Annotated in this window: 23 protein-coding genes; 12 read left to right on the top strand and 11 right to left on the bottom strand. The window is 66.3% G+C overall.

The window, feature by feature from the left end; genetic code table 11:
- Window positions 1-25 precede the first annotated feature (25 nt).
- The 7 genes from GobsT_RS22595 to GobsT_RS22565 all read left to right on the top strand — a co-directional run bounded on the left by GobsT_RS22595 (window position 26) and on the right by GobsT_RS22565 (window position 5,502).
- Window positions 26-712 (top strand): DUF1559 family PulG-like putative transporter, encoded by a 687-nt coding sequence (locus GobsT_RS22595; RefSeq protein WP_010038685.1) that lies wholly within the window; start codon window positions 26-28, stop codon window positions 710-712.
- 26 nt (window positions 713-738) lie between these two features.
- Window positions 739-1,443: a DUF1559 family PulG-like putative transporter gene (locus GobsT_RS22590; RefSeq protein WP_010038684.1), complete on the top strand. Its 705-nt coding sequence runs from the start codon at window positions 739-741 to the stop codon at window positions 1,441-1,443.
- A gap of 106 nt (window positions 1,444-1,549) precedes the next feature.
- Window positions 1,550-2,122 (top strand): TetR/AcrR family transcriptional regulator, encoded by a 573-nt coding sequence (locus GobsT_RS22585; protein ID WP_010038683.1) that lies wholly within the window; start codon window positions 1,550-1,552, stop codon window positions 2,120-2,122.
- 110 nt (window positions 2,123-2,232) lie between these two features.
- Window positions 2,233-2,817, top strand: a complete 585-nt coding sequence (locus tag GobsT_RS22580; protein WP_010038680.1) for a carboxymuconolactone decarboxylase family protein — start codon at window positions 2,233-2,235, stop codon at window positions 2,815-2,817.
- A gap of 67 nt (window positions 2,818-2,884) precedes the next feature.
- Window positions 2,885-3,355: a nuclear transport factor 2 family protein gene (locus GobsT_RS22575; RefSeq protein ID WP_010038678.1), complete on the top strand. Its 471-nt coding sequence runs from the start codon at window positions 2,885-2,887 to the stop codon at window positions 3,353-3,355.
- Window positions 3,356-3,380: 25 nt separating this feature from the next.
- The gene (locus GobsT_RS22570) at window positions 3,381-4,316 is read left to right on the top strand and encodes an alpha/beta fold hydrolase (protein WP_010038677.1); all 936 of its coding nucleotides are present in this window, start codon (window positions 3,381-3,383) and stop codon (window positions 4,314-4,316) included.
- Window positions 4,317-4,632: 316 nt separating this feature from the next.
- Window positions 4,633-5,502 carry a fumarylacetoacetate hydrolase family protein gene (locus tag GobsT_RS22565; RefSeq protein ID WP_010038675.1) on the top strand — a complete coding sequence of 290 codons (870 nt, stop codon included), beginning with the start codon at window positions 4,633-4,635 and terminating at the stop codon, window positions 5,500-5,502.
- A gap of 74 nt (window positions 5,503-5,576) precedes the next feature.
- Here the strand turns inward: GobsT_RS22565 and GobsT_RS22560 are convergent, their stop codons facing one another.
- The 7 genes from GobsT_RS22560 to GobsT_RS40575 form a co-directional block, all read right to left on the bottom strand.
- The gene (locus tag GobsT_RS22560; RefSeq protein WP_010038673.1) at window positions 5,577-6,890 is read right to left on the bottom strand and encodes an NAD(P)/FAD-dependent oxidoreductase; all 1,314 of its coding nucleotides are present in this window, start codon (window positions 6,888-6,890) and stop codon (window positions 5,577-5,579) included.
- Window positions 6,891-6,926: 36 nt separating this feature from the next.
- Window positions 6,927-7,397: a MarR family winged helix-turn-helix transcriptional regulator gene (locus tag GobsT_RS22555; protein ID WP_010053807.1), complete on the bottom strand. Its 471-nt coding sequence runs from the start codon at window positions 7,395-7,397 to the stop codon at window positions 6,927-6,929.
- Between the two features lie 26 nt (window positions 7,398-7,423).
- A complete protein-coding gene (locus tag GobsT_RS22550; RefSeq protein ID WP_063744586.1) occupies window positions 7,424-8,851 on the bottom strand; it encodes a cation:proton antiporter in 1,428 nt (475 codons plus the stop codon).
- A 331-nt stretch (window positions 8,852-9,182) separates the two neighbouring features.
- The gene (locus GobsT_RS22545; protein WP_010038667.1) at window positions 9,183-9,494 is read right to left on the bottom strand and encodes a hypothetical protein; all 312 of its coding nucleotides are present in this window, start codon (window positions 9,492-9,494) and stop codon (window positions 9,183-9,185) included.
- 43 nt (window positions 9,495-9,537) lie between these two features.
- Window positions 9,538-9,924 carry a transposase gene (locus tag GobsT_RS22540; protein ID WP_148087839.1) on the bottom strand — a complete coding sequence of 129 codons (387 nt, stop codon included), beginning with the start codon at window positions 9,922-9,924 and terminating at the stop codon, window positions 9,538-9,540.
- A gap of 387 nt (window positions 9,925-10,311) precedes the next feature.
- The gene (locus GobsT_RS40580; protein ID WP_232068475.1) at window positions 10,312-10,707 is read right to left on the bottom strand and encodes an ISAs1 family transposase; all 396 of its coding nucleotides are present in this window, start codon (window positions 10,705-10,707) and stop codon (window positions 10,312-10,314) included.
- Window positions 10,708-10,735: 28 nt separating this feature from the next.
- Window positions 10,736-11,458, bottom strand: coding sequence for an ISAs1 family transposase (locus GobsT_RS40575; RefSeq protein ID WP_010035860.1), 723 nt, complete (start codon window positions 11,456-11,458; stop codon window positions 10,736-10,738).
- Between the two features lie 213 nt (window positions 11,459-11,671).
- On the opposite strand from GobsT_RS40575, the gene dnaB reads away from it, so the two are divergent.
- From dnaB to GobsT_RS22520, 3 genes are all read left to right on the top strand, one after another.
- Window positions 11,672-13,054 (top strand): replicative DNA helicase, encoded by a 1,383-nt coding sequence (dnaB, locus tag GobsT_RS22525; RefSeq protein WP_010038663.1) that lies wholly within the window; start codon window positions 11,672-11,674, stop codon window positions 13,052-13,054.
- A gap of 171 nt (window positions 13,055-13,225) precedes the next feature.
- The gene (locus GobsT_RS38065) at window positions 13,226-13,390 is read left to right on the top strand and encodes a hypothetical protein (protein ID WP_157506662.1); all 165 of its coding nucleotides are present in this window, start codon (window positions 13,226-13,228) and stop codon (window positions 13,388-13,390) included.
- Between the two features lie 35 nt (window positions 13,391-13,425).
- Window positions 13,426-14,556, top strand: coding sequence for an aminotransferase class V-fold PLP-dependent enzyme (locus GobsT_RS22520; protein WP_010038658.1), 1,131 nt, complete (start codon window positions 13,426-13,428; stop codon window positions 14,554-14,556).
- 165 nt (window positions 14,557-14,721) lie between these two features.
- Here GobsT_RS22520 and GobsT_RS22515 read toward each other — a convergent pair whose 3' ends face one another.
- From GobsT_RS22515 to GobsT_RS22505, 3 genes are all read right to left on the bottom strand, one after another.
- Entirely contained in the window at window positions 14,722-15,741 is a 1,020-nt protein-coding gene (locus GobsT_RS22515; RefSeq protein WP_157506659.1) for a serine/threonine-protein kinase, read from the bottom strand.
- Between the two features lie 154 nt (window positions 15,742-15,895).
- Window positions 15,896-16,396 (bottom strand): NUDIX hydrolase, encoded by a 501-nt coding sequence (locus GobsT_RS22510; protein ID WP_010038653.1) that lies wholly within the window; start codon window positions 16,394-16,396, stop codon window positions 15,896-15,898.
- Between the two features lie 26 nt (window positions 16,397-16,422).
- On the bottom strand, window positions 16,423-16,701 hold the full coding sequence (locus tag GobsT_RS22505; protein WP_010038652.1) for a hypothetical protein: 279 nt from the start codon (window positions 16,699-16,701) through the stop codon (window positions 16,423-16,425).
- A 109-nt stretch (window positions 16,702-16,810) separates the two neighbouring features.
- Here GobsT_RS22505 and GobsT_RS22500 point away from each other — a divergent pair, with 109 nt between their 5' ends.
- Complete coding sequence (locus GobsT_RS22500) at window positions 16,811-17,734, top strand: WD40 repeat domain-containing protein (RefSeq protein ID WP_010038651.1); 924 nt, start codon at window positions 16,811-16,813, stop codon at window positions 17,732-17,734.
- 61 nt (window positions 17,735-17,795) lie between these two features.
- Here the strand turns inward: GobsT_RS22500 and infA are convergent, their stop codons facing one another.
- A complete protein-coding gene (infA, locus tag GobsT_RS22495) occupies window positions 17,796-18,023 on the bottom strand; it encodes a translation initiation factor IF-1 (RefSeq protein WP_010038649.1) in 228 nt (75 codons plus the stop codon).
- A gap of 243 nt (window positions 18,024-18,266) precedes the next feature.
- On the opposite strand from infA, the gene GobsT_RS22490 reads away from it, so the two are divergent.
- The gene (locus GobsT_RS22490) at window positions 18,267-19,517 is read left to right on the top strand and encodes a tagaturonate epimerase family protein (protein WP_010038647.1); all 1,251 of its coding nucleotides are present in this window, start codon (window positions 18,267-18,269) and stop codon (window positions 19,515-19,517) included.
- Window positions 19,518-19,534: the final 17 nt, after the last annotated feature.

The raw sequence follows: 19,534 nt of genomic DNA, 5'->3' as shown, positions 1-19,534 counted from the left end.
GGTGCTCCTGAGACGGAGGGCGATGATGAACACCTGGCGGACTCTTACGGCGGCGGCGGTGCTGTGCGGTTCGGTCGTGCTAGCGGCCGAGCCGGTGACCAAGAAGGAACTTGAAACCGCATCCGAGAACCTCAAACAGGTCGGTCTGGCGTTTCACGCGCACGCCGACGAACACGACAGCCGGCCGGCCGACGACATCGCCGATAAGGACGGCCGGCTCCTGCTGAGCTGGCGCGTCGCCCTGCTTCCGTACCTGGGAGAAGAGAAGCTGTACAAGCAGTTCAAGCTGGACGAGCCGTGGGACGGGCCGAACAACAAGAAGCTGATCGAGAAGATGCCGAAGGTGTACGCCCCGGCACGCGGCAAGGCCAAGGCGGGCGAGACCTTCTACCAGCGGTTCGTCGGCAAGGACACCATCTGGACCGAAAAGGGTTCGCTCAAGTGGGCACAGATTGGCGACGGTTTGTCGAACACGGCCCTCGTCGTGGAAGCCGCCAATCCTGTGACCTGGAGCCAGCCGATCGACCAGACGTTTAACGAGAAACTGCCGCTGCCGGGGCTCGGCGGGTCGTTCGACGGGGACTTTCACGTTCTCATGGGAGACGGGTCGGTTTACCTTTTTAAAAAGGGTGGCGACCCGGGCGAGATGAAAAAAGTGATCATGCCCAACGACGGACAGCCGGTTAACACTGATAGGCTGATAAAGAAGTGACGCTCCGTTTCCTCCGAGGTCTCCTTATGCGCACGCCCTGGCTCTGGACCCCGGCTCTTTGGGTTCCCACGGCCCTCGTGAGCGCCCTCGTGGTGCCCGCAGGCGCACAGGACGAACCGCCCACGCTGACTGAACTCGCCAGGTCGTCGAACAACCTGGAGCAGATCGCGCTGGCGTTCCACAACCTGCACGACGCGAACGGTAAGTTCACCGGGAACATCGTCGACAAGGACGGGAAACCGCTGCTGAGCTGGCGCGTGGCCCTGTTGCCGTACTTCGAACAGGATGACCTGTACAAACAGTTCAAGCTGGACGAGCCGTGGGACTCGGACACGAACAAGAAGCTGATCGAGAAGATGCCGAAGGTGTACGCCCCGGTCCGGGTGAAGGCCAAGGCGGGCGAGACGTTCTACCAGACGTTCACCGGCAAGGGGGCGCTGTTCGGGGATAAGGCCGACATCAAACTGACCGACATCACCGACGGCACCTCGAACACGGTCCTGGCGGTCGAGGCCGGCGATCCGGTGATCTGGACCAAGCCGGCAGACCTTCCGTTCGACGAACAGAAGCCGCTCCCCAAGCTCGGTGGGTTGTTCGACGGCGTGTTTAACGTGGCGCTGTGCGACGGCTCGGTGCGGCGGGTGCGCCGCAAACTCGACCCGGACGAGTTCAAGAAGGCGATTACCGTGGCGGGCGGGGAGATCATCGACGAAAAGAAGCTGTGGAAGTGACGGTGTAACACTGCCCCGGCGCGCGGTGTACTATCCGAGTGTCGACCCGGTTCCGCGAGCGCGGTGCCGGGTCGCTGCACTTCATGCCCGGCACCGTGGGGAATCTATGGCTCGCACCAAGCCGACGGCCGACGCCCGCGAGCGGGTACTCGAAGCCGCGGACCGCCTGTTCTACCGCGACGGGATCCGCGCCACCGGGGTCGATACCGTCATCGCCGCGGCCGGGGTCGCGAAGATGACTCTGTACGCGCACTTCAAATCGAAGGACGAGCTAATCGCGGCGTACCTGCGGCGTCGCAGCGAGCACGTCTGCACCTGGTTCGCGAGTGCGGTGGTCCGGTACGCCGAACAGTCGGGCGATTGGCTCGACGCGATCTTCGCGGCGCTGAAGGAGTGGTTCCGCACCCCGGACTTCCGCGGCTGTGCATTCATCAACGCGACCGCCGAACTGCCCGACCCGTCGCACCCGGGGCGAAGCGCGATCGACGAACACGCTGCCCGGTTCACCGCTGCCGTGGCAGACGCGCTCAAAAAGGCTCGCGTGAACGATGCCGATACGGTGGCGGCGGCCGTGACGATGCTGATCGACGGCGCGATTGTGGCCGCAGCGCGCGACGGCACTTCGGACAGCGCGGATCAGGCTTTTGAAGTGGCCCGCACGCTCCTGCAACGGGCCTGAGATTTTTTTTCTGTAAGCGCTATACAGACCGGTCTGTATAAGACCCCGTCAGGGGCGAAAAGGTGCCCGCCCAAACGAGCCCGGCACCGCGAACACGTCAGGAGTCGATCATGTCCCGCTTGAACCAAGTCGATCCGATCCGTGCTGAAGGCAAGGCCAAGGTGCTGCTGGACGCGGTGAAGGCGAAGATGGGGATCACCCCGAATCTGACGAAAGTGATGGCGACCGCGCCGGCCGTCCTCGAAGGGTACCTCGGGCTGTCCGGGGCGCTGGCGGGCGGCACGCTTCCGGTGAAGCTCAAGGAACTGCTAGCGGTGGCCGTGGGCGAGGTCAACGGGTGCGACTACTGTGTGTCGGCTCACACCGCCATCGGCAAACGTGTCGGGCTGACCGCCGAGCAACTGATCCAGGGACGCAAGGGGACCTCGGAAGATTCGAAGACCGCAGCGGCACTCGCCTTTGTCCGCACACTGGTGGCGAAGCACGGTAAAGCGAGTGACTCCGAAGTGCAGCGGGTTCGTGACGCCGGCTACAGCGACGCCGAAATCACCGAGATCGTCGCACACGTCGCGCTGAACACGTTCACCAACTACGTGAACAACGTCGCCGAAACCGAGATCGACTTCCCGAAGGCCGAGCCGATCGACCACCACGAGGCGTGCGGCCAGATCCAGGGCTGTGACCCGACCCGGTAAGATCCCGTAGCGCCCCGGTTCGCGGTGAGCCGGGGCCGTTTTGTTTCACCCAGAAAGGTTGGTTCCGATGTCCGCCCCGATCCCGATCGTTCCGCCGTTCACGCTCGAAACGGCACGCCTGAAAGTGCGAGCTGCGGAGAACGCCTGGAACACCCGCGACCCCGACCGCGTGGCGCTCGCCTACACCGAAGACACCGTGTGGCGCAACCGCTCTGAGTTCCCCAAGGGCCGCGACGAGGTCCGCGCGTTCCTCCGCCGCAAGTGGTCGCGGGAACTGGACTATCGGCTCGTGAAGGAGCTGTGGAGCTTCACCGCGGACCGCATCGCGGTGCGGTTCCAGTACGAGTGGCACGACGACAGCGGGCAGTGGTTCCGCAGTTACGGCAACGAACTGTGGGAGTTCGACGCGGCGGGGCTGATGCGGCGCCGGGAGGCGAGCATCAACGACCGCCCCATCAAGCCCGAAGAGCGTAAGTTCCACTGGCCCGCGCCCGGCCCGCGTCCCGACGATCACCCCGGCCTCTCCGGTGTCGAATAACCCCGAACTTTCAGGAGTATGAACCATGTCCCGCGCGTCTCTTCTCGCCGCGGCCCTGACACTGACCGCTGCGCCGGTGCTGGCGGCCGACCCGCCGAAGGTGCTGCACAAGTCCGTGAAGGTCGGCGAACTCGACATCTTCTACCGCGAGGCCGGGCCGAAGGACGCGCCCGCGGTGCTGCTGCTGCACGGGTTCCCGACTAGCTCGCAGATGTTCCGCAACCTGATCCCACAGCTCGCAGACCGGTATCGCGTGATCGCCCCGGACTACCCCGGTTTCGGCAACAGCTCGATGCCGTCGCGCGACACGTTCAGCTACACCTTCGACAACCTCGCGTCGGTCGTCGAGCGGTTCACAGAGGCCGTCGGGCTCAAAAAATACGCGCTGTACGTGCAGGACTACGGAGCACCGGTCGGGTACCGCCTGGCGAGCAAACACCCGGAGCGGGTGACCGCGATCGTGGTGCAGAACGGGAACGCCTACGAGGAGGGGCTCGACAACGATTTCTGGAAGCCGATTAAGGCGTACTGGAAGGAGCCGGCGAGCAAGGAGAAGCGTGAGGCGCTACGGCCGTTCACGAAGCTCGACGCCACCAAATGGCAGTACACCCACGGGCTGAAGAACCCGGAACTGGTGCCCCCGGACGCCTGGATCACGGACCAGTATTTCCTCGACCGCCCCGGGAACGCGGACATCCAGCTCGACCTGTTCCTGAGCTACGGCAGCAACCCGCCCTTGTACCCGAAGTGGCAGGAATACTTCCGCAAGCACCAGCCGCCGGCGCTGATCGCCTGGGGCAAGAACGACTCCATCTTCCCGCCCGCCGGCGCCGAGCCTTACAAGCGCGACCTCAAGACGCTGGAGTTCCACCTGCTCGACGCAGGGCACTTCGCCCTGGAAACCAACGGCACCGAGATCGCGAAGCTGATGCGGGAGTTCCTCGCCAAGCATGCCAAGTAGAGTTACCGCAAAGAGCGGCCGGCGCGGCTGACCGGAACAATCAGAGCCGCCGTTCGGAATAGGCTTACGATCCGGTGGTCGTGAGTCCTTTTTGTGGCAAGATGGGGCTGCGGACGACGGTTGTGATTACGGTCGGCCACGAGGGCGGCGGCGAGCCAATTATGATCGCCGTCCGATCAATCACGGGCGGGACGGTCGGTGTCGGTACAACCGGTTGCGTGCTGCCGCCCGCCGTGGCGGCGCGGGCCGGAACCCCTTCCCAATCGGCGGGCGCTCCATTGAATACATCGAGAATCCCTCCCCAGGAGCACCTCGAATGAAGCTCGCCACAATTCAGACCCCGAACGGCCCGCGTGCCGCCCTGGCCGTCGCCGACGGCTACATCGACCTGCACGCCACCGACCCGGGGCTGCCGTCGTGCGTCAAAACGCTCCTCGCCGCCTCGCCCGCGGTGCGCAAGTTGGCCGCGGAAGTGGCGTCCTCTCCCAACGCCGTGAAGTACGCGGCGAACGCCGTGAAACTGCTCCCACCGGTTCCGAACCCGGGGAAGATCCTCTGTATCGGGCTGAACTACCGCGACCACGCCATCGAGGGTGGCAAAGCGATCCCGACCGAACCGGTGATCTTCGGCAAGTTCCCTAATACGTTGGTCGCGCACGGCGAGCCGATCGTGCTGCCGAAGGTGGCCCAGAAGATCGATTACGAGGCGGAACTGGTGATCGTGATCGGCAAGAAGGGCAAACACATCCCGGACACCGACGCCGCGTTCGAGTACGTCGGCGGGTACACCGTGGGGCACGACGTTAGCGCCCGCGACTGGCAGTTCCGGGGCGAGGAGAAGCAGTGGATCATCGGTAAGACGTTCGACACATTCGCCCCGACCGGGCCGGTGCTCGTCACGACGGACGAGCTGAAGAACCCGCACAACTTGCAAATCCAGTTGCGCCTGAACGGTACAACGCTTCAGAACTCCAACACCAAAGAGTTCATCTTCGGCGTGCCGGCGGTGCTGGCGTTCCTCTCGCAGGTCATCACGCTGGAACCGGGCGACCTCATCTTCACGGGCACGCCGCCGGGCGTAGGCATCGCGCGGAAGCCGCCGGTGCTGTTGAAGGCCGGCGACGTGGCCGAGGTCGAGATCGAGGGCATCGGCACGCTCAAGAACCCGGTGGTGGCCGAGAGCTGAGTAACGACACTCTTCTGTAGCCGGTTTGATCGGCCGGCTACAGGTTGGAACGAGTCACGACCGCGGGCGCTGGCCTACCGCATCGGGTTGGCCGGGAGGTACAGCTCGTTGACCTTGTTGACCTCGTCGGGCGGGGTGCCGTCCTTCCAGGTCGGGATGGCCTTCTTGTCCGGCGGGTAGAGAGACTCCAGCGGACCCCACACCTCGTCCACGTGGTCGTCGAACAGGTCGCCGATGAGCAGGTCGGTCACCTTCCCCTTGAGGTGTGGGTAGGCCTTCACGAACTGGCCGAAGCTGAACCCGTCGTAGTACTCACACACCAGCCGGCGCATCCGGTCCACGCCCTTGTTGAACACGTCGCCCCAACGGCCCAACTGCGCCGCCGAGGTGTCCCCCGAGGCCAGCCCGTCGGCGATCGCGTCCGCGGCCAGTTCCCCCGACTTCAGCGCCAGCAGCACGCCGGAGGAGTACAGGGGGTCGAGGAACCCGAACGCGTCCCCGATGAGCGCCCAGCCTTCCCCCGCCACCTGCGACGACCGGTACGAGTAGTCCTTGGTCGCGTAGTAGCCGCCGCGGCGCTGGCCCGTGGAGAGCCGCTTGGTGACCTCGGGGCAGGCGTCCTTCTCCTCGTTGAACACCTGCTCGTGGCTCCCACGGCCCTTGAACAGGTAGTCGAACGGGGCCACCACCCCGATGCTCACCGTGTTGTCGTGCTGCGGAATGTACCACCACCACCCCTGCTTGTTCGGGGTCTGGATCACGACCGTCGCGCCCTCGTCCTTGCCGGCGTCGCGGTACGCGCCCTCCCAGTAGGTCCAGATCGCCCCCTTGTTAAGCACCGGGTCCCACAGCCGCAGCTTGAACTTGTTCTGGAGCATGGTGCTCTGGCCGCTGGCGTCCACCACCACCTTCGCCCGCACCTCTTCGGACCCGCCGCCCTCCTTTTGTACCTTCACGCCGACGGCGCGGTCGCCCTCGAACAGCACCTCCAGCACGCGGGCCGGCTGACGGACGTCGACCCCGTGCTTGCGCGCGTTGTCGAGCATCATGGTGTCGAACTCGCTGCGCACCACCTGCCACGTCTGTGACCGCTCGCCCGGCTTGTTCTCGTCGAAGTAGAACGGCGCGGACATCTTCCCCTGGGCGTTCACGAACTGGACGCTGTACTTCTTGACGAACCCGCTGGCCTTCATCTTGGGCAGCATGTTCAGCCGCTTGAGCACATCGTACGTTTCGGGGATCAGCGACTCGCCGATGTGGAACCGCGGGAACTGGTCCCGCTCGAACAGCCGGACCTTGGCGCCCCGCTGGGCGAGGAGGGTTGAGACGGTGCTGCCGGCCGGTCCGCCGCCGATCACGGCAACATCGACGCTGCTATCGGTACTCATGGGGAACTCCGCTCGGGTTACAAGAGTGTGAGGGAATCATCGCCAACTGCTGTCGGCGTCTTCGTGGGGCAGTCGGGCGGCCCGGAGCAGCGCGGTCAGGTCGCGGAGCTGCTCGCGGCTCAAATGACCGAGCTGCCGGGAGTGGCACTCGCGCAGCGGCTCTTGGAGTTCGTCGAGGAGCGCGACGCCCGCCGGGGCGATGGAAACGTGAACCTCGCGCCGGTTCGCCTCCGACCGCTGGCGGTCGACCAGCTTGCGATCCGCCAGCTTGTCGAGCATGCGGGTCACGTCCGGGGCGCGGGACACGAGCCGGGCGGCTAGATCGAGCGTCCGGAGCGTGCCCGGCTGAGTGGCCCGCAACAGCCGCAGCGCGTTGTACTGCTGGGGCGTCAACTCGTACCGGGCGAACAGTTCGTCCTCCAGCGCGCGGAGGCGGTCGAACGTCCGCCACAGGCCGAGGAACGCCTCCTGCTCGGGCGAGTCGAACCGGCGCTGGAGCGCGGCCATGCGGTGCCTCCCGCGGGTAAGGTGCGTCAGTGCCCGGCCACGCCCGACGGTTGCGGGACGAGCCGGCTCACGACCGGGCTGGTCATGGCGGTAGTGACCAGGGCCATAATCACCATCATGGCGAACAGCGTCGGGCTGATCACCCCCAGGTCCAGCCCGATGTTCAGCACGATCAGTTCCATCAGCCCGCGGGTGTTCATCAGCGCGCCGAGGGCTGCGGCGTCCCGCCACGACTGCCCGGTTAGCCGGGCGGCGATCGTCGCCCCGCCGAACTTCCCGGCCGTCGCCACCAGGACGATCGCCCCGCACCACAGCCAGTCTTGGCTGGAACTCACCAGCCCGATTTGGGTCCGCATCCCGGTGTACGCGAAGAACGCCGGGAGCAGAAGCACCGTGACCGGGTCCCGCAGCTTCGCGGCGAACTCGCGGGCTAACCGCCCGTCGTGCGGGACGACGGCGCCGAGCAGGAACGCCCCGAACAGGGCATGAATGCCGATCGCCTCGGTAGTCATTGCTGACGCCAGGACAGCAAGGAACGTGCCCGACACCACTAGCGGCGGGAGCGGCCCGGGCGCCGCGTCCAGTCGCGCGCTCAGCCGGGCGGCGAGCGGCCGGACCAGCAGCAGCATGACAGCGATGAACGCGACGGCCTGGGCGGCGACTGCGGCCACCCCGGTCATCTCGGACTTCGCGATCCCGACGATCAGCGCGAGCAGGCACCATGCGGTCACGTCGTCCGCGGCCGCGCACCCGAGCGCGACGATACCCAGTTCGGTCCGCTCCATCTTGCGGTCGGTAAGGATGCGCGCGAGCACCGGGAAGGCGGTGATGGACATCGCCACGCCCATAAAAAGTGCGAAACTGGTGAACGGCACTTCGTTCGGGGCCAGAGGGCGGTACAAGGCTAGCGCCAGAGCAGACCCGAGAACGAACGGGGTTACGATGCTCGCGTGCGAAACGGCCACGGCGGACCGGGCCTGCTCGCGCAACCGCACGGCGTTGAGTTCGAGGCCGACGAGGAACATGTACAACACGACCCCGATCGTTGCGACGGCCTTGATCGCCGCCGGCACCTGCCCGTTCGGGTCGGCGGTCGCCGAGGGAATCAGTAGGTGCATTGCTTCGGGCCAGACGGTCCCGAGTAGGGACGGACCGAGCGCGATCCCGGCGACCACTTCCCCGATCACAGGCGGCTGACCGACCCACCGGCAGGCGCGCCCGAGGACCGTTCCGAGCAGGATGACGGCAACCAGCGTGGCCATGACGTGCAGCACAACGTCCACCGGTTTTGAGGCCGTGGGCGCGGCCGCGGCAGGGGTTGCGGAGGTGAGTCCGGCACCGGCACGGCAGATGAGGAGGACCAGACCAACCCCGATTACAAGTAGAGCCGTGTATCCTGCGATGCTGGAACACAGCGCGGGTCGGGCTGTGGGCAGCGTGTCGGCCTGGGACATCGTGGTCTCCGACAGAACATCTCCCGAATAATACCTGTTCAGACAACCGTTGTCTACACAGTTATGCGACTTTATGCTGCCCGATGAATTTTCAGACCCAGCCTTATCGCATAACAGTTACTGCAGAACGCTCGAAACAAATCACCGCTCTGACCCGCACGTCTTTCAGGCTTTACAGGCTTGGCGTATTGTTAAGGTTCCAGGGCCGTTCCGTTATTCATGTTGGGGGATCCCGATAAGCCGTTGGGCAGGGTCGGGGTGTATCCGGAGCCACTCAATGGCTTCGGAACAACGGTTGGCTGGGACGGTGTGTAACAAGTGGATCACGGCCTTACGGAGCGCGGCCAGCACCTGCGGCGCGGCACCTCGGTTCATCCTCACGCAGGGTCACATCGCGCACGTCGTGGCGTTGGTTCTCGATGCGCCAATGGGACCGCACCAGGCCCAGAAGTGCTCGCGCGTCGGCCCGCTCGACCGGCCGGCTGGTGATCCCGTGCACCACCTCCACGGTGGTCACACCCTTGACCGTCCGGGTGCGGGTGATGCGGAACCCGTGCTTCAATCCGGTCCACCGATCGTGGCACGTCAGCAGCGGGGTGGCCCGCACGGTCCGCGTCTCGATCCGCCCGTGCCCCGGGTCCACCGACGTGGCCGGGCGCCCCAGTTGCTCGGGCGTCGGGACCGGCTCAGGGGGACGTGGCCGCCGCGAGCCCTCGGGCGGCGTCCTCGAACCCCAACCCGGCCTCGATGTCGGCCACCAGGCCGGGTTGGTTGTCCTTGGCCGTGAGCACGTAATGGCCCCCGCCGTCGACCACCGCCGCGGCCACGTCCCGCGGGCAGAGCGTGGCATCCCCGGTCAAAGCCGAGCCGCCCACCGGGACGATCCCGAGCAACGCCAGGGCGGCCTGGTGCTCGTTCGTCTGGGCGTCCACCCGGATCTGGCCGAGCACCGCCGCGGCGTGCGGGCGTACGCGGCCACCCGGTGCTGGCCCGTCCCCGTCCCGGCTCCCGCGCAGGCACTTGCCGTCCAGGGCCACATGCGCGCGGGCGCGTCCAGGCGCCCCGCGATCCACCGGCCCAGGGCCGCCTCCAGTTGCTGCGGGTCGATCCGCCGCAGGGTCCGGGACAGGGTCGACGCGGACGGCGTCGGGTCCCTCCGGAACCCGCGCGCGTGAGCCAGGGGTCCCGTACTGGCGCCTGAACCGGGCGATCCCCTGGGGGCCCGTGCGGCCCATCAGTACCGCCAACGCGACCAACCCGAGGACCGCCGGCCGCGGGTGGATCCGGCCCTGCAACCCGCGCGGGTCGGGGACCGTTGACTACTCCTCATACTGCCAGCGCGCGCGGGCATCGAGCACCTCGGGCCGAAGGAGTGCCCGCGACCCAACAAACCCGCTCGCGCCAAGATGAAATAAGGAACGGCCCTGGGCCCGGCCCGCAGGGCCTTTCCTTGATTCACTCTACGTAACTCCGATAAGTCCCTTGGCCATTGCCGGGTCCATCTGGAGCCGCTCGATCGCCTCCGGGCAACTCACCGCCTTGACCTCACGCCACAGGTGCACCACGGCGTTCCGCAGCGCCGCCAGCACCTGTGGTGCGTGCCCCATGCGCACACGACACGCGTCCTCGCCCAGTGTCACGTCACGCACGTAATGCAGTTCGTTCTCGATGCGCCAGTGCGTCCGCACATGGTTCAGGAGTGTGGCCGCATCCGCCTTCTCGGCCGACAGGCTCGTGATGCCGAAATGCACTTCGACCGTCGTTTGGCCTCGGACCGTCCGCTCACGCGTCAACTGGAAGCCCTGCTTCACCCCCGCCCACGTCGGCGAGCACGTCAGAATCGAGGTCGTTTGCAGCGTCCGCTTCTCGATGCGGCCGTGACCCTTATCGACGGTCGTGGCGATGCGGCTCGGGGCGGGCGGAGGCCGATCCCCAGGGGGAAGTGGCCGCCGCGATCGATCGGGCGGCGGTCTCGAAGGCGAACCCGGCTCGGATGTCGATCCCCAATCCGGGTTGGTTGTCCTTCACCGTGAGCACGTAGTCGCCGCCGGCCCCGACCACCTCCTCGGCCAGGTCTCGCTGGCAGAACATGGCGTCGCCGACCACGACCTTCCCTCGCAGCGGCAGAATGCCGAGGAGCGTCAAGGCGGCCTTGTGCTCGTTGGTGCTCGCATCGACCTTGACCTGGGCGAGTACGGCACCGACGGTGGGGGCGTATGCGGCCAGCAGGTGCTGACCGGGGATCGCGCCGTTGCGAGAGCCTCGAAGGGTCTTGCCGTCGATGGAGATGTGTGTGAAGGCGGCCGGGTCGACGCGGCTGGCGATCCAGTACGAGAGGACGTGCTCCAGTTGGTCGGCGTCGAAGCGTCGCAGGGTGCGGGAGAGCGTGGAAACGGCCGGGGTCTTGCCGCGTCGGAAGCCGAGGGCATGGGCGAGGGCGGGTCCGTGCTGTCGCCCGAAGCGAGCGATGCCATTGAGGCTGGTGCGCCCCATGAGCATGGCGAGGGCGACGAGTCCGAGGAAGGGGGCGAGTGGGTGGATAAGGCCGTGCTTGCTGCGGGGATCGGGAACCGCCGCCAGGGCATCGACCAGGGTGCAAGGAGACATGGGTACCTTCCTGGCTGCGAGAAGGCGCCCCACATAGCCACGTTCCCTCGTGTAAGCAAGGTGAAATAAGGAAAGGCCCTGGCCCGGCCCGCACCTCCGCCCAAAATGCCCTTCCACGTCTCGCGGCGAACGGCTATCAAACAGCGCCGGCCCCAAATAGTGTGCGCGCTTTCAGTTCGGCCCGGCGCGCCGTAAGTCGTGAGCTAATCAGCCATGTCGAGCGACCCCCTGACCGATCGCCTGCCGCCCCAGAACCGTGACGCCGAGCGCGGCGTGCTCGGGGGCATCCTACGCGACCCCGACACGCTGTCGACCGTTCAGCAGCACATTATCGCAGACAACTTTTACTTCGACGCGCACCAGAAGATCTACCAGGCGATGAGCGACCTGGCGACCGAGAACCAGCCCATCGACCTCGTCATCCTGTACGACAAGCTGCGCAAGAACAAGCAGATCGAGGACATCGGCGGGAAGGAGTACCTCGTCGACCTGTGGGAGGCGGTGCCCACCGGGGCCAACGCGGAGTACCACGCCAAGCTGGTGAAGGACACCGCGATGGTTCGCGGGCTTATCCACGCGAGCAACGAGATCCTTCGCGACGCCTACGACCGCACCCAGTCCGGCGACGAACTGGTGTCGCAGGCCGAGCGGAAGATCATGGAGGTGGCGAAGCAGGGCATGGTGGGCGAAACCGCCGCGCTCTCGACCGTCGTGAAGGAGGCGTTCGACCGGCTCGACTCGCGCATCGGCCAGGACAACCTCGCGATCAGCGGGCTGCCCACCGGGTACGTCGACATCGACAACATGACCGCGGGCTTACACAAAACGGAACTCGTGATCATCGCCGCCCGGCCCTCCGTCGGGAAAACGGCCTTCGCACTCAACCTCGTCCGAAACGTCATCACACAAGGGCACGAAACCGGGGAACCGCCGGTGGCGCTGTTCTTCAGCCTGGAAATGGCCCGCATCGAACTCGCCGAGCGGCTCCTCTGCTGCGAGTCCCGCGTGGACAGCCACAAGGTGCGTAAGGGGCTCCTGAACTCCGACGACATCCAGAAGCTGATGGCCGCCGGCGACACCCTCCGCAAGTGCCGGCTGTACATCGACGACACCCCCAGCCGGACCATGATTCAGATCGCGGCGAGCGCCCGGCGGCTCATGAAGAAGCACGAAAAGGAGGGCGGGCTGAAGCTCATCGTCATCGACTACCTCCAGCTCATCGAGCCGGAGAACCGCCGCGACCCGCGGCAGGAGCAGGTCGCCCAGATCAGCCGCCGGCTCAAGTTCCTCGCGCGCGAGCTGCACATCCCGGTGATCGCGCTGGCTCAGGTGAACCGGGCGTCCGAAGACCGCCAGGACCACAAGCCGCGTCTCTCCGACCTCCGCGAGTCGGGCTCGATCGAGCAGGACGCCGACACGGCCTGGATGCTGCACCGCCCCGGGAAGTTCGACGGCCAGACGGACGACAACGTCCTCGAAATCATCATCGCCAAGCAGCGTAACGGCCCGACGGGCGAGGTCACGCTGACGTGGCGGAAGGAGTACAACCGCTACGAGAACTACATCGCCGACGTGGGCATGGGCGACGGCATGTAAGTCCGTGCCGGGTGGCGCGCGGCGCGCGTGATTTCAATCGCGTCTTCTTGAGAACGCGGGGCGGAATGAGCTTCGCTCGGGGGCGTTGCCAACTCGAGGCGAGGGCAATGTGGCACTCACACGAGACGGAGAGGCCAAGAGCATTTTGACAGGATCGACAGGATGAACAGGATGAAGACCGATCAATTCGATATCCTGTTGATCCTGTCAAAACCTGTCTTTGTGAACACGAGCCCCGCATGGGCTAAAAGCCACTACCGACCGACTCATTCCGCTGCGGCCATTATGCTGCCGGGCAGTGTCGGCGGTGAAATCCGTACCGCACCGATACAGTGAGGTGAACGCCCCGTCCCCCTCTTCCAAGTGTGACCATGCTCACCAGCGAATCCCGGCGCCGCGACTTCCCGACCCTCGACGGCCGTGCCTACCTCAACACCGCGGCGGAAGGGGTTCCCCCGCTGGCGGTCGGCGAGGCGCTCGCGCAGTACTTTCGGGACAAGCAACTCGGCATGGACGGCCGCGTGCCCCACGCCGCGCAGTGGGAGGCGGCGCGGGCACTCACCGCCGAGTTCTTGGGACTGACGGCCGCGGAGATCGGGATCTGTTCGTGCTCGTCCGAGGCGTACAACCTGGCCGCGCTCGCGCTGCAACTCCAGCCGGGCGACGAGGTGATTTGCACCGACCTCGATTTTCCGGCCAGTTCGACGCCGTGGCTCCAGCCCGCGTGCCCGGCCACCCTCCGCCTCTGGAAGCACCGCAGCGGCGCCCTGCACGTAGAAGACTTAATTCCGCTGCTGAGTCCCAGAACGCGGTTGGTGAACGTGTCGCTGGTGAGCTTCTACAACGGGTTCACGGTGGCGCTGCCGCCGATCGTGGAAGCGGTCCGGAAGCACTCGCCCGCGCTGCTCGGGGTGGACGTGACGCAGGCGATCGGGCGAATCCCGCTCGACCTGCGCGGCGCCGACCTCATCGTCAGCAGCACGCACAAGTGGATTCTGGCGTCGCACGGCGGCGGGCTGGTTGGCGTGCCGAAGGACCGGGCGAAGGAGTGGACCGCGCCGGCCGGCGGGTGGTTCAACCTCGAAGACGCGTTCGGGCCGGGCAGTTTCGAGGCCGTGAAGAGCAAGCCGGGCGCGGCGAGCTTCATGGTCGGGATGCCGAACTACCCCGCCCTCTACGCCGTCCGGGCGGGCCTGGAGTACTTGCGCGGGGTGGGTGTGGCGAACATCGACGCGCACGCGCGACCGCTCGTACTCCACTGCCTCACCGAGCTACGGAAGCTCCCCGTCGAGGTGCTCACCCCGGACGAGCCGGATCACATCGCGGGGATTCTGGCGTTCAAGCACCCGAAGGCCGCCGAGATCAACGCCCGGCTCCACGCGGGTAACGTTCACGTCATGAACCCGACCGGCCGGCTCCGCGTTGCGGTTCACGGGTACAACACGCACGACGACATCGAGAGGCTGTTACGGGAATTGAAGGCCGCTCTCGCGGCGGTGTAAACTCAAACGGGAACGCGTCCAGATTCGATCCGGCTGACTGTGTCTGTTTCTTGTGGCGCAGACATTCCTGTCTGTACGGCGTGAGAATATCGCACAGACAGGAATGTCCGTGCCACAAAGACCAACACAAAACAGACACCATCAACGGGCCGTGGACCACTACGGCTACACGTTACCGCTGCCGAACGGGGTCTTTCGGGCGGCCGACGATACGCTCAGTGCGGGTGTCGCCAGTTTGCGAACCCCGGACCCGGCGCTGATCGCCGCCTCGCGCGTCACCTTCATCCGGCCGCCCTCGCCGTCGGGCAGTTCGACACGCAACTTCAGGGCCTTGAGCAGCGCCGCCATGAACTCCAGACAGTTCGGGAACCGCTCCTGCGGGACCGGGGCCAGCGCCCGCCGCAGGGCCGGCTGTTCGGCGTCGGTCACGCCGCTCAGGTTCGCGAGCGGGCGCAGCGACGACCGGGACGCGGCCTTCACCGGAGGCGCGAACGGAAACGTCCCCGTGCGCAGCGCGTAATACGTCACCGCAAGGCTGAACTGGTCCGACCAGTCAGAGATGGACCCGAGGAACACTTCCGGGGCTGCGTACTCGCGCGTCCCCTGGCGCGCGCACGGCGTACTCGGGGCGTGCGTCGGGGTCGCCAGGCCGTGGTCGGTGAGCTTCGCCACGTCGCCGAACAGCAGGATGTTGTTCGGCTTCACGTCGCCGTGCTGGAACCCGACCCGCCGGCCGTCGCGGACGTGCTGCCGGGCGTTCAGGAAGTCCAGCGCTTCGGCCACCTGCCAGAGGTACAGGCAGAGGGTCGCCGGCTCGATGTCCTGCCCCAACTCGTCGCGGTACACCTGCATCAGGTCGAGGAGCGTTGCCTCGGCCAGTTCCATGTTGATGACGAGGTAGCCCGGGATGGACCACACGTCGTACGTCTTGACGATGTACGGGTGCTCCATCCCCTGAAACGACTTCACCGACCGCAGCTCGCGGGCCGTGGTGGCCGTGTTCGAGGTCGGCATGAACTTGAGCGCCACCGGCGGCCCGGTCGGCGCTTCCGCCTCCCACACCTCGGCGAACCCGCCGCGACCGCGGACGCACCGGAGCCGGTACCCCGGCGACGGCTCCGCACCGACGGCGGGGACGAACGCGCCGGGCGTGGTCGAACGGATGTTGTTGGGAAGGGCAGACAACACCACATCCCCTGTGAATCGTTCCGCTGCCGGTGTCGCGCGCGGCGGAGGGAGGGACTGAATTCCTGCCGAACTGTAGCACACCCCGGTGGGCATGAAGGGCGCAGGAAGCCGGTTTCTCCCCGATCCGGCGAATTCGCCCCGACCCGCACAATCAAACGTTGGCGGTAACGGTGCTACAGTTCCAGGAGAGCGGGTGCCCGTCCCGGTACGGCATGACGCCGTGAAACTGCGGCCCCGAACGGTCGAAAACCAGCGGGAGAAAGAACTTGTCCCCCGGCCAGAGCGGGAGCGCCGGTACGCGCTCGACGTCCACCCACTCCAGCGTCCCCTCCACGTTGGCGCTATGTGGAACACCGGTGAACCGGTTCACGCGAAAGATGAATCCGAACCAGTCCTCGCCGCCCTTTCCGAACCCGGGCCACGAAATGGTCCCCGCCAGTTGCATTGCGTCGCACTCGATGCCGGCTTCCTCGCGGATCTCGCGCCGCATCCCGGCGACCACGTCCTCGCCCGGCTCGAGCTTCCCGCCCAGGCCGTTGTACTTGCCGAGGTGCAAGTCCCCCGGGCGGGCGTTCCGGTGGACCATCAGCACGCGGGTTCCGTCCGGTGAAAACACGTAGCCGAGGGTGGCGAGGATCGGCGTGTAGGGCATGTGTGCGTCCTGCAAACAAACGGGGCTCACTCGTCGGGCGAATCGGTTTCTTCCGCCGGAAGGGCCGCGACGATGGCGCGAACCTGCTTCAGGTCTTCGTCCGTCACTCCTTCACGACGGGGATAGCGGCGCTCGAGCGCGTCGAGTAGCGTTTCCCACATGTCCCGCGAGGGTTGGGGCACAGGCACCCACGGCTCGTACCGCCGTGTCTGCACCTTGAAACCCCACTTGCGGGCGAACCGCTCGGCCCGCACGGTGCGCTTGTCCCTGGTGTCAGGGTCGCGCTCGGTCCACTCGATTTCCATGTTGTCGCACGCGCCGGGTTTGGGTGTACAATTCCCAGGATACCGGATCGGAGCCGGTTGCGGGGAGCCCGGTTCGGTTCGGGTCGGCGGTCGCGGAGTTGATCGGACGATGCTCCTTTTCGAAGACCACAGGGACGAAACGGCCACCGTCGTTCACAAGGCGGTCGTGTACGCCGTCGCGTTCTCCCCCGACGGGTCGACGCTCGCCACGGGCGCCCGCGACGGCTCCGTCTTCGTGCGCGACGCCGCCGGACACGTGGTGCCCGTGCTGGAGCGCTCGCCCAAATCGTCGCCCGTCCACGCGCTCAGTTTTTCCCCGAGCGGCACCGCGCTGTTCGTGGGCGGTGCCTCCGGGTGGTACCGTTACCGGCAGACCGAGAGCGGGTGGAGAGAAGCCAGTTCCAAGGAGGTCGACTCCAAGGCGTCGCTCCCGGTCACGGCCCTGACGGTTCTCAACGAGCAAACCGTTGCGGTCGGCACCGGCGACCGGTTCAAGGCGAGCGGTGGGGCGCTCGAGATCTGGGACGTGTCGAACGACCGCAAGCAAAGCCCGCACTTCACCGAACCTAACGGCGTCCGGACGATCGCCGTCAGCCCGTCCAAGAAAATCGTCGCATGGGGGACCGGCCACCGCAAGGTTCGGGTGTGGGACATCACCACGCCGAAGCCGATGACCGAGTTCCCGCAGGCGAGCGATTGCCCCGCCATCGCGCTCAGCTCCGACGGCTCGGTGCTCGCGGTCGCGAGCGACCGGAGCACCAAGCTTTACGACCTCCGGGCCAAACGAGAACGTGCCGTACTGAAGGGGCATAAGGGGCAGGTGCTGTGCGTGGCCTTCTCGCCGGATGGGAGAACGGTCGCCACGGGCAGCTTCGATTTCACGGTGCGGTTGTGGGACGTTGCCACGGGCAACGAGCGGGCCAGTTTCAAATGGGACATCGGTCGCGTGTACTGCGTGAGCTACGCACCGGACGGGTTCCGCCTTGCGGCCGGCGGTGACCTGGGTCGCGTCGTGGTGTGGGACGCGGATTAAGCAGGTGCGGCCTCAAAAAGGTCAGCCGCGCCGGCGGGAGCCGGCGCCAGGCGAGTGCCGACTAACCGCGGATACGGAAGGTGATCCGCCCCTTCGTCAGGTCGTACGGTGAGATCTCCACCTTCACCCGGTCGCCCGGGATGATGCGGATGTAGTGCTTCCGCATCTTGCCGCCGATGTGCGCGACCACTTCTCCGCCGATGTCCAGTTGGACGCGGAACGTGGTGTTCGCGAGGGCCTGCGTCACGCGGCCCTCCACTTCGATCGCTTCTTCTTTTGTTTTTTGCATGTTTCCGGTATTGAACCTCTACGAGTAACGGGCGAAGCCGGGAGCGAGAAACGGGCGCGGTACACGCCCGGTGTGCGCCCGGGTGCGGGCGCACTAGTTATATTGTATCGCGCGACTGACTGGGTTACGAGATTGGTTACAGATTCGCCGCGCGCACACCAGTCGAATAGCGGTCCTCACATCGTAAATGGCCCGGCGGCCCGCTACAATCACCCCACCACACCCCAAAGGCTGTACCCCCTCATGCTCACGCTCGGCAAGTTCTCGGTCGGGGTCGGCGACCGGTTCGCACACCAAGCCAAAGCGCAACTCCGAGCGTGCCAGCTCGCCGCCGCGGCCGGCGCAGAAGTCACCCCCGTGTGGAACAAGTCGAACCGCGAGCACACCATCATCGGGTCCGACCCGGCGAGCGTGCGGACCAGCGCCGACGCGGCGGTGAAAGAGCTTAACTGGACCAAGCCCTACCACGTCGACGCCGACCACATCCGGCTCGAAACGGTCGAGCGGTTCCTGCCCGCCTGCGACTTCTACACCATCGACGTGGCGGACTCCATCGGGCGCCCGGCCACCGCGGACGCGATCAAGATCTTCACGACCCGGCACCCGGAGCTGCTCGGCACCATCGCCATCCCCGGGGTGTCCGAGCCGTTCACCCTCGCGCCCGCGGACATCGCCCGCATCATCGGCAAGTACCTCAAGGCCGTCAAGGACGCGGGCGCGATCTACAACAAGATTTCGTGGTCGAAGGGGTCGGACAACTTCATCACCGAAGTGTCCATGGACGAGACCGACGCGCCCCAGACGCCGCAGGAGCTGCTGCTGATCCTGGCGGCGCTGGCGGACGAGCGGGTGCCGCTGCAGACGATCGCCCCGAAGTTCACCGGCCGGTTCAACAAGGGCGTCGATTACGTCGGCAACGTGGCGCAGTTCGAGCGCGAGTTCCGCGACGACCTGGCGGTGATCGCTTACGCGGTGCAGAAGTACCGGCTCCCGGCGAGCCTGAAGCTGAGCGTCCACTCCGGGAGCGACAAGTTTTCGCTGTACGGCCCGATCCGGCGCGCCCTGCGGGACACGGGCGCCGGGGTCCACCTCAAGACCGCCGGCACCACGTGGCTCGAAGAGGTGATCGGGCTGGCCGAGAGCGGCGGCGAGGGGCTGGCCCTGGCGAAAACCATTTACGGCAAGGCGCTCGCCAAGAAAGACGAGCTGTGCGCCCCCTACGCGACCGTCATCGACATCGACGCCGCGCAACTGCCGGGCGCCGACGAGGTGAACGGCTGGACCTCGGAGCAGTTCGTCGGCGCCCTGCGCCACGACCAGTCGAACCCGCTGTTCAACCCGTCGCTGCGGCAGTTGATCCACGTCGGGTTCAAGGTCGCGGCACAAATGGGCACCCAGTACCTCGACGCGCTGAAGGTGTGCGAGGCCGCGGTGTCGCGCAACGTGACAACGAACCTGTTCGACCGGCACCTGAAGCCGCTGTTCGTCGGGTAGCAAAACACCGATGTCAC

Source organism: Gemmata obscuriglobus (assembly GCF_008065095.1).
Lineage (GTDB): Bacteria > Planctomycetota > Planctomycetia > Gemmatales > Gemmataceae > Gemmata > Gemmata obscuriglobus.
The sequence above is the reverse complement of the archived record's forward strand: the minus strand, read 5'-3'. Positions and strand labels throughout refer to the sequence as shown.